The organism is Bacillus sp. 05T31 (assembly GCF_056396725.1).
In genome coordinates, this window is sequence record NZ_JBFTMA010000027.1 from 19208 (window position 1) to 28768 (window position 9561).

Consider the following 9561-nt stretch of genomic DNA (forward strand, 5'->3'; position numbering starts at 1 on the left):
CCTCGTGGCTCCTGTTTTTCTATTCAATCGTCTTCAGTAATAGTTTCTTCAACAATGGTTTAATCTTCAGGCGTAAATCTTCAGCATGATTTGCAACTAAGAAGTGATGGTTATAAATGTTTTTCATTAGTTGATAAGTCGCTTCTTTCGCTTCGCCTTCTTCGATAAAGATGCCGATTACTTCCATACCACTTTTGCGAGCAAGTTTGACTGCTTCGTGCGTATCTAAAATTCCGTCTTGTTGATAGTCTAGTGCAGAAGGTTCACCGTCTGTAAAGACAAGTAAGAATTTATGTTTTTCTGGTCTTTTCGCAAGCTTTTCGGAAACGATACGAATAATATACCCGTCGCGGTTATCTTCTTCTTCGCGAAGTTGCATAATTTCTGGACCGACGTTTGGTAACGTTGAGTTTTTATACGTAACAACTTCATGGATAACGTTCGGTTTATCTTCAGGTTTAGCACTAGAAGCATCTTCCCAAAATCCACTAATAGCGTGCGGAATTTTTAAAGATTTTAAAGCTTCATGGAATAGGACCACACTCTTCTTCGTTTCTTCCATTTTGTTATACATAGAACCAGAGCAGTCCACTAATAGTTGGAATGCAACGTCGAGCTCTTGTGATTCTTGTCCTTTTTTATAAAACATACGCGGCTGTTTTTCAGTATAAATACGAAGGAATTTCTTACGAAGCCTTCCGTAATATTTATCACTGTTTGCATTCGTTTTGTTTTCAATTGTTTTTTCGATAATTTTCTTTAATTCTTTTACATCTTTATTAACGACTGATTTGATGGCTTGGTAATCTTTTTTCTCATCAGGATTCGATTTGCGAGCTTCTTTAAATGTATGAGAAGCTCCCACATTATACTTGCCGTATGCACCGTCGTTTTGGCTAGAAGCATGAGACGCTCTTGCTTCCTCTGTATCAGCACCATCAAAGTTAGATTGTGTACTTTTTTGGGAAGTACCTTGTACAGAACCAAGTGCTTGGTCACCATCTTCTGATTCACGAGCAGTATCACCCATCATATTTGTTTTTGTTCCGCTTTCTAAAYCAAAGCGTAAAAAGTTCTCGTTTTCATTGTTTTTATTTTCACGGTGCCATGTCGAGAAGCTTTCATCCATTTTGTTTTTGTTATCRTCGTCATCTAGGAGCTGCGTATCATCATTTGCTAATTTTTCAGCGCGACTGTCTTTCTCATCTGYAATMACAGATAAATAAAGCGGTGCATGTCCGAAATAATTATTAAGCATATCACTTTCAAGAAGTCCTTCTAAACGATAGCGAATTTTCTCAACAATATACATAATATCTTCCGTATTACGAGCTTGGAATGTTTCATGCAAAATTGATTCAATTTGCTCGAAATATTCATTATTAAACATTTCATATTTATCACTCGTTAATGAAAGATAGCATAGACAAAATAGACGATCACCGTGATAGTTACGAACACGATTTATTTCATTTTGTGAGCCAAAGTAATTGCGATACATTTCTTTTCGGCGTTTAAAAATATGTTTTGTGCCAGGACGTAAATTTTTGACGATTTCCTCAACACGTAAATCTTCTAATAGAACAAATAATTGTGTTAAAAACTTTTTTAGAGGCGATTCTTGTAACTCAATCGCATAAGAACGAATTAAAGTCATGTCCGAGTAATGTTTATTACCAAGTGCCTTTAAGAACACTTCGCTTTTTAATCCGATTACTGTATCCTCTTCTTTTCGATCATCCCAAAAGTGACTAATGACAACCTTTTTTTCAATTTCGTCGTAGTATGCTTTATAGCCATACTCAAGATAGGCATCGTCTTCTTTTAGAAGAGCATACATTAAGTTTTCCATTTGTAGAAACAGCGACGCATCAATTTTTTTGTCACTAAAAATTTGTCTCATGAATTATCCCTCAAAGAAATAACTTTCTGCTAATTCACGGACAGTCATTTGTTCTGTTTCATCGTTTAATTTTGCGATAATACTACGTTCAATTGCACGCATAACAGGAATATATACACCTAAATCACATGCATCGATAATGCCACGAATACTAGCKGCTTCTTCACTTACGCGCCCATCACGAGCTAAAGGCATAAGATCGCTTGCGAATGCAACGAACTTTTCAATTGTTGCAACATCATTTAATTTTGATTCAGATAGTAATAGTTCTTTTAATGTATCACCTTGAATGTAAGGAACYTCAATAATAACGAAACGGTTTTTTAACGCTTCGTTTAGTTCACTTGTCCCAACATAACCTTCGTTAATCGCAGCAATTACGCGATATTCGTCATCACCGTATACAACCTCTTGTGTAAATGGGTTTGTAATCATTTTACGGTAATCTAACGCACCATGAAGAAGTGGTAACGTTTCAGGTTTTGCCATATTGATTTCATCAATATAAAGGAAATGACCGTTTTTCATTGCCTTCATAAGAGGACCGTTAACGAACGTAACTTCAGATGCGCCGTCTTTCGTTTGTAATGTGTTGTATCCTAAAATACCTTCCACATCTAAATCGACAGAACAGTTAATGCTATGCATTGGTTTTTGGAATAAAGAAGAAAGAGTTTCTGCTAGTACGGTTTTACCACTACCAGTTGGCCCTTTTAATAGAATGTTTTTACCAAGTAAAAGTGCTGTAATGGCATCTTCAATAATGCTGTTATCAGATGCTTTATATATTTTCTTGCCAATTAAATGTGCATTTTCACCAGCTTCTTGTTTATTCTTTTCGTGAATTGTAGAAAGCTGCTGTTTTAAATCAGAATGTATATGAAATTGTTCTAACATGTATTTCCCACCTAACATTATTTTCATAAAGTAATACATCTTATGATAACTTGTTTTAATATGGTATGCAAAGAAAAGGAGAAGGGGGAAATATAAAAGAAAAAGCAATCAATATCACATTGATTGCTTATAGTAAAGGAGAAATGAGTCGCATAAAGGACTCTAATATTCTTTTTTTGATACTTCTTTTTTGGAACGAGTTCCATTTAATTTCAGTGGAGTGTTTAAAGTCTTCTTCAAAATCATGTTTAATATCATGAACGGTTTCTGATTCATATAGTACGCTAATAATTTCATAATTCAATTCAAAGCTACGTACATCCATATTTGCTGTTCCGATTGTTGCAATTTTATCGTCAACGAGTACAATCTTTGCGTGCATAAATCCATCTTTATAACTGTAAATAGAAGCACCAGCTTTTAAAAGTGGAGTGAAATAGGATTGAGATGCTTGATCGCTAATAATACTATCACTCTTACCAGGATATAAAATGCGTACATCTATGCCAGATATTGCACTTAAGCGTAATAATGTTAAAGTTTCTTGATCCGGAATAAAGTATGGTGTAGCGATCCAAATAGATTTTTTGGCTGAGCCCATAACAGCTAGTAATGTATTACGAATACTTTTATCATCTGAGCTTGGCCCACTTGCTACAATTTGCACCGCACCTTCTGCATCCGGAATTTCTTTTCCTGGGAAGTAGTGTCTATTCATAAATTGATCCCAAGAATAAGTATTCAATCCACTAGACGCATAAAGCCAATCTTCTAGAAAGATGGCTTGTAATTTATACAATGCTTTTCCTTCTATTTTTAAATGACTATCACGCCAAACAGGGAATTTTTTTGAGCGACCAAGATATTCATCACCGACGTTGAGCCCTCCGGTAAAACCAATTTCTCCATCTACAATGACGATTTTACGGTGATTACGATAATTAACTGTCTCGAGTAACCAAGCTGAAAAAATAGGGTCAAATTCGACAATTTCAATTCCAGCTTTTTTCATAGGTTGTAAAAATCGTCGTCTTAACGTATTACTTCCGAGTCCATCATAAAGGAAGCGTACAATAACACCATCTTTTGCTTTTTGTATTAAAGCATCTCGTACTTTTGTACCAATCTCATCAGATTTATAAATATAGTATTGAATATGTATGTGATGTTTTGCATTCTCGATTGCGTTCAAAATTTCTGAAAAGGTTTGATCACCGTTTGTTAAAAGTTTTGTTGTCGTTCTATCTGCGGCAGGCCCGCCTCCGAATTTTTGTACGACTTCTGTTAAATGTATAGAACGTTCATGTAATGGGACTGTGAGTGATAATTCTAGTCGTCTTCCTTCTAATATTTCGCGGAATAAYTTTCTTTGTTCTTCTGAACGATGAAGATGTTTTTTTCTTCTCCAACGGCTACGCCCGAAAATAGAGTATAAAAGTACACCTACAACAGGAAGAAGTGCTAATACTAAAAACCACGCTAAAGTACTTTGGGGAGATCTATTTTCTATAAAAATAACGAATGAAATTCCTACGATTGTGATGGACCATAGAGCACCGACAAACGTATATAACGAAATAACGGATGTATTTAATAGGAAAAGAACGATAGATACGATTGTAAATATTAATAATAATTGAACGATAGGTTTCTTCATTTCTATATAATTCCTCTAATCTTTCTTAAATATAGACTTCTTAAATAGCAGATATAATCTGACATCCTTATTATAAAGTGTTTTGTTTTTTTTACAAAATATAGACATTTGTCCTATACTTTCCGCATTTGTCCTACATACAGTATATTGTTACGTTGTTATCCCGCTATTTGCTGGTTAATGATCAGTGTAGGGGGGACAAAAACCTTGCCCCTTATATAGGAAAGGGAATGAGGTTTCTTTCCTGGATTTGTAGCAGGTACATTATGAAGCACAGGATATGGTTATCCATATTACGCGGATTCTTATTAAGGTGAGAAAATGGAAAGGAGAGGGAAATAATGAATTATATAGAAAATAACGGATTGTATTATCGTCATAATCATGGAGGACACCATCATAATGGCGGGCATAATCACCATGGAGGACACAATCATTATGATCATCATCATCATCACGGTGGTGGATGGGGCTGGGGTGGCGGCTCGTGGGGCGGAGGATTTTTCCCAGGAAGTTTTGCTGGAGGCATGTTAGGTGGGCTTACAGCTGGCGCATTAACGGGTGCGGCAGGTGGAGGCTACTATCCAGCACCGTACCCAGTAACATACCCAGCACCATATCCAATGCCATACCCGGGTTATCAGCAAATACCATATCAGTATTAAACTTAAAAAGAGGATATCCTCTTTTTGAGTTTAATAATTTATTTATAAAATATTTCCAAAAACAAGGTGAAAATATGTTAATATTTTGTTATTATAATTCAATATGTTAAATGCAAATTTTGGCTTTATCCCGCTATTTGTGGGCAGTAAAACCCCCACCTCAAAATTCAGCTGGAACAAAGAAGTTAGGTGGAAGCCCTGCTACCCGTAAAAGCCCGATTGGTGATCAGTTGGGATGAACAAAACCCCCACTGATTAAAGTTTCACTTTATATTATTATTCGTGAATCGTTGCATTTTGTATATTAATCTCTATTTCATTATGTATCGGCAGTTAGATTTACATCTTAACATTTAATGAAATAAAAGAGGTTAGGTGTGAGGTCGTATTAGTAGGGAGCAGAGGCTAATAGTGATGAAATTGTCACTTTACAAATTCAAAGAATGTAAGAGAATACTGTATAATAAGCTTAGATAAGTAGAGAGATGAGAAGCTTCTACTATAATTAAAACAGCACCATATTGCTTTTTTTTATAAATAATATTATGTTATTTTAATCGGCCTATTTAGAAAAAAATTGTGATTTATCCCGCATTAACGGGTAGTAAGACTCCCACCTCAAAATTCGGTGAATGTGAGGAAGTTAGGTGGGAGATAAAAGCCCGATTGGTGAAGGCTAATAATCAGTGGGGGATGGACAACCCCCCCCACTGATTAAAGTTTCATTTTATGTAAAGGCGTATTGTTAGAAAATGAAATATCTCTATTTCTATGAAGAGAAACGAGTTGTGTTTTAGTCAGATAGGAAGCAAGGAGAGGTGCGCATGCTAGAACAAAGAGGTCATGCATTATATGACTCTTCATTGCAAGATTTAAAATTAGCATTAGATGAGTCTTCAATTGTTGCTATTACAGACCGAAATGGTCTTATTACATATGTGAATGATAAATTTTGTAAAATCTCAAAATATAAAAGAGAAGAGTTAATAGGAAAAGATCACCGTATTTTAAATTCTGGATATCATCCGAAAGCATTTTTTCAAATCCTATGGAAGCGTATTTTGAGTGGAAAAGTCTGGACAGGGGAAATTCGAAATCAAGCAAAAGATGGTACGTATTATTGGGTTAAAACAACAATTGTTCCATTTTTAAATGAAAAGGGAGAACCTTATCAATTTATTGCAATTCGAAATGATATAAGTAGTAGGAAAGAAGCAGAACAAAGATTACGATTAAGCGAAAGTCGTTATAGGKAACTTGCTTATCATGATGCGTTAACAAGTTTACCGAACCGTTTACAGTTAATTACGACTGTAAATAAGATGATTGCAGAGAAAATAGAGTTTGGCATGATTTACTTTGATTTAGATCGTTTTAAATTAGTGAATGATACGTTAGGTCATATGATAGGAGATTTACTTTTAAGCGAAGTTGCTTCACGGTTGCATTATGTGCTAGGAGAGAAAGATGTTCTGGCTAGGCTTGGTGGCGACGAATTTGTGCTGTTAACAAAAACTCATACACATGATGAGATGAGGCAGTTAGCGACATCCGTGTTATCATGCTTTCAAGCGCCATTTATGCTTGAAGGTCATGAAGTATATATTTCAGCTAGTCTAGGACTTTGTTCCTATCCGCAAGATGGAAAAGACGTTGAAACGTTATTAAAAAATTCGGATTTAGCCATGTATAGTGCGAAAGAGCAAGGAAGAAATGCGGCGTGCTTCTTTACAGATGAATTACGTGCGAAAATAAACCGTAGAATGAAAATAGAATTTGCTTTGCAAAAAGCGATTCGTGACGAAGAATTAAAAGTGGCATTACAACCCATTATTGATTTGAAAACAAAGAAATGTACTGGTATTGAGGCTTTAGTACGCTGTAAGACAGAAGAAGGTCCTATTTCACCAAGTGAATTTATCCCTGTAGCTGAAGAGTGTGGACTTATTATAAAACTAGGAGACTGGGTACTAGAAAAGTCATGTCGACTGTTTAAAACTTTACCAGATTATCAAGAGGGACTGAAGTTATCTGTTAATTTATCAATACAACAATTGATGCAAAAGCGATTTATTTTATCTGTTCGTAGTATATTGAAGCGAACAGGGTTTCCGCCAAATCGTTTAATATTAGAAATAACAGAAAGTATAGCTGTACGTCATTTTGATTATATTATTGCTACATTACAAGAATTAAGAAGTATGGGAATTTTAATCGCTTTAGACGATTTCGGAACAGGGTATTCCTCATTATATTATTTAAAACAACTACCACTTGATATTGTGAAAATTGATCGTAATTTTATTCGTGAGTTTCATTATGATCATGCACAACCAGAGCGAACGATTGTAAAATCGGTTATTGAAATCGCCCATAGTTTAAATTTATTAGTGGTTGCTGAAGGGGTAGAAACGGTAGAACAAGAAAGTTTATTAAAATCAATGAGTTGCGACTTTGTACAAGGTTTTTATTATGCGAAACCGTTAGATATAGGGGAACTAAAAGAAAAGTTATTAACTGATTTTTAATAAAAAAAGAGAAGCGAAAAGCTTCTCTTTTTTATTGTTTTTTTTGTGAATCTTTCATTAAAACTGGATAAAGAATAAGACCTAATACAAACAAACCAATGCCTAAGAAGAATGTTTTTAAATCAGCAGTTCCCGTTTTAATAACCCATATGGAATATAAAAATGCTAATGCAGTAATGATTCCATCTTTTATTCGAGATCCCGGCATTATATCATACGTTTCCCCCGTAATAACTAATTTTAACTGATACAAGGTAGAAACAAGGTACGGGATTAAATATGCTAATGTCGCTACAACAATAGCGAAATTATATGCTTCTGAAATAGTACCAGAAATCGTTGAGAATAAGAAAATTTGCGTCATCACATTTGTAATAAATAATGATTTTGAAGGACTACCTTTTTTATTTGTTTTACTGAAAAACTTAGGGAAAAGTCCATTTTTAGCAGCCTGGTAAGGTACTTCTGAGCTAACAACGATCCATCCTACAGTAGAGCCGAATAAAGATACGAGTGCAAGTAAGGCCATTATATAAGCACCTTTAGTACCAATTGCTAAATTTAATGCATCTACTAATGGTTTTTGAGACTCTTTTAAAGCGTCTTGTGGAAGAGCGCCCATTGTTAGTAGAGTAATTGCCATGTAAATAAGAAGAGCGATGATTAATCCGAAAATCGTAGCTTTCTTAACATCGTGCTGAGATTTTGCACGGTTAGAGAGCATAACTGCTGACTCAATACCGATAAACGCCCAAAGTGTTGCAATAGCAGCGGAATTTATTTGTCCACCCAACGAAATAGGTTGTCCAGCTTCATTCATAAATGTTTGACCGTCCCCGAAATTAGAGGCATTGAAAATGAATAATGTGATTACAATAAACATTGTAAATCCGATGATTTTTGCGATTGTTGCAAGAAGGTTCATATTTCCGGCTCTATCAATATTTTGAGAAAGAATATATTGAATTCCCCATAGCATCATACTACATACTATGAAGGTTAAAGCTTTTCCAAGTTCTAATGAAAATCCGTTTGTTGAAAAGAGAATTTGCTTACTTTGTAAAACTGGGAAGAATGTTGATAAATATCCTGCAACTTTACCTGTCTTTTGAGAAGTAAACATTGCTTGGGCGTAACTTTGTGGTCCTGCTTTTAATTCTGGTTTACGAATTGCTAAATTTCCAAATACGAGTGCAATCATAAATACACCAAGTCCTGTAATACTCCATGCCAGTGTAGATCCCATTGGACCTGATACGTGTGCTAAATTTGCTGGGAGCATAAATACGCCACCGCCAACCATATTCCCGATAACAAAAGCTGTTAAAATCCATAATCCCCATTTTTTCGTTTCCATTTTTGTTAACTCCTTTGTAGTAAGTTTTGCTTAAACATCATTTTTTACTAGCATTTTTGGCAATAAAAAAAGAGCCATGTAGATAAAAAATACCTACATGGCTCTTTGCCAAAGCGTAGGTACAACGGGAATAACCCTTGTACCTACGCGTAATTTTTCCGCTAGGTTTCAAGGGTTAAGTATGATGATGATGTTTTTGTGCAAATGTAACTACAGTTGTATAAGTAAGCATAGTTCTTTGCTCCCTTTCTCCTCTGATTTTGAAGTTAGTATACTACATGTTTTTTTGAATGAAAAGAAAAATTTATAAAAATACGTTTTAGAGACTAAATATTTACCTATAGTTTTCTTGTACTGGAAAATAAGTGAGAGATTGGCAGAAGAGTATAGCGTGGTATAATACATATAGAACTAGAAGGTGACAAGGGGCTATTGTAGATGATGAGTAAGTATGAACAAATTTATACAGAAATCAGCAAGTCTATTGATAATAAACAATTAAAAGAAGGATGTAAAATCCCATCAGAAACGGAATTAATGAAGCTGTATGAGGC

Annotated in this window: 7 protein-coding genes; 3 read left to right on the plus strand and 4 right to left on the minus strand. The window is 35.0% G+C overall.

Annotated features, from left to right (window positions below; translation table 11 throughout):
- Positions 1–19: 19 nt before the first annotated feature.
- The 3 genes from AC1DJR_RS03500 to AC1DJR_RS03510 form a co-directional block, all read right to left on the minus strand.
- Positions 20–1903 carry a vWA domain-containing protein gene (locus tag AC1DJR_RS03500; RefSeq protein ID WP_477002016.1) on the minus strand — a complete coding sequence of 628 codons (1884 nt, stop codon included), beginning with the start codon at positions 1901–1903 and terminating at the stop codon, positions 20–22.
- 3 nt (positions 1904–1906) lie between these two features.
- The gene (locus AC1DJR_RS03505; protein WP_000892986.1) at positions 1907–2800 is read right to left on the minus strand and encodes an ATP-binding protein; all 894 of its coding nucleotides are present in this window, start codon (positions 2798–2800) and stop codon (positions 1907–1909) included.
- Between the two features lie 127 nt (positions 2801–2927).
- The gene (locus tag AC1DJR_RS03510) at positions 2928–4457 is read right to left on the minus strand and encodes a cardiolipin synthase (RefSeq protein ID WP_088294032.1); all 1530 of its coding nucleotides are present in this window, start codon (positions 4455–4457) and stop codon (positions 2928–2930) included.
- 341 nt (positions 4458–4798) lie between these two features.
- Between AC1DJR_RS03510 and AC1DJR_RS03515 the strand changes: the two genes are divergently transcribed.
- Entirely contained in the window at positions 4799–5122 is a 324-nt protein-coding gene (locus tag AC1DJR_RS03515; protein ID WP_016097214.1) for a hypothetical protein, read from the plus strand.
- Between the two features lie 824 nt (positions 5123–5946).
- Positions 5947–7650: a putative bifunctional diguanylate cyclase/phosphodiesterase gene (locus AC1DJR_RS03520; protein ID WP_477002017.1), complete on the plus strand. Its 1704-nt coding sequence runs from the start codon at positions 5947–5949 to the stop codon at positions 7648–7650.
- 31 nt (positions 7651–7681) lie between these two features.
- Here the strand turns inward: AC1DJR_RS03520 and AC1DJR_RS03525 are convergent, their stop codons facing one another.
- Complete coding sequence (locus AC1DJR_RS03525; protein WP_477002018.1) at positions 7682–9007, minus strand: amino acid permease; 1326 nt, start codon at positions 9005–9007, stop codon at positions 7682–7684.
- A 438-nt stretch (positions 9008–9445) separates the two neighbouring features.
- Between AC1DJR_RS03525 and AC1DJR_RS03530 the strand changes: the two genes are divergently transcribed.
- On the plus strand, positions 9446–9561 hold a 116-nt coding region (locus tag AC1DJR_RS03530; protein ID WP_477002020.1), incomplete at its 3' end, for a GntR family transcriptional regulator.

Bases quoted from the DNA above. Each gene is read 5' to 3' on its own strand.
- AC1DJR_RS03525 (WP_477002018.1), bottom strand. From the start codon at position 9,007: ATGGAAACGAAAAAATGGGGATTATGGATTTTAACAGCTTTTGTTATC.
- AC1DJR_RS03515 (WP_016097214.1), top strand. From the start codon at position 4,799: ATGAATTATATAGAAAATAACGGATTGTATTATCGTCATAATCATGGA.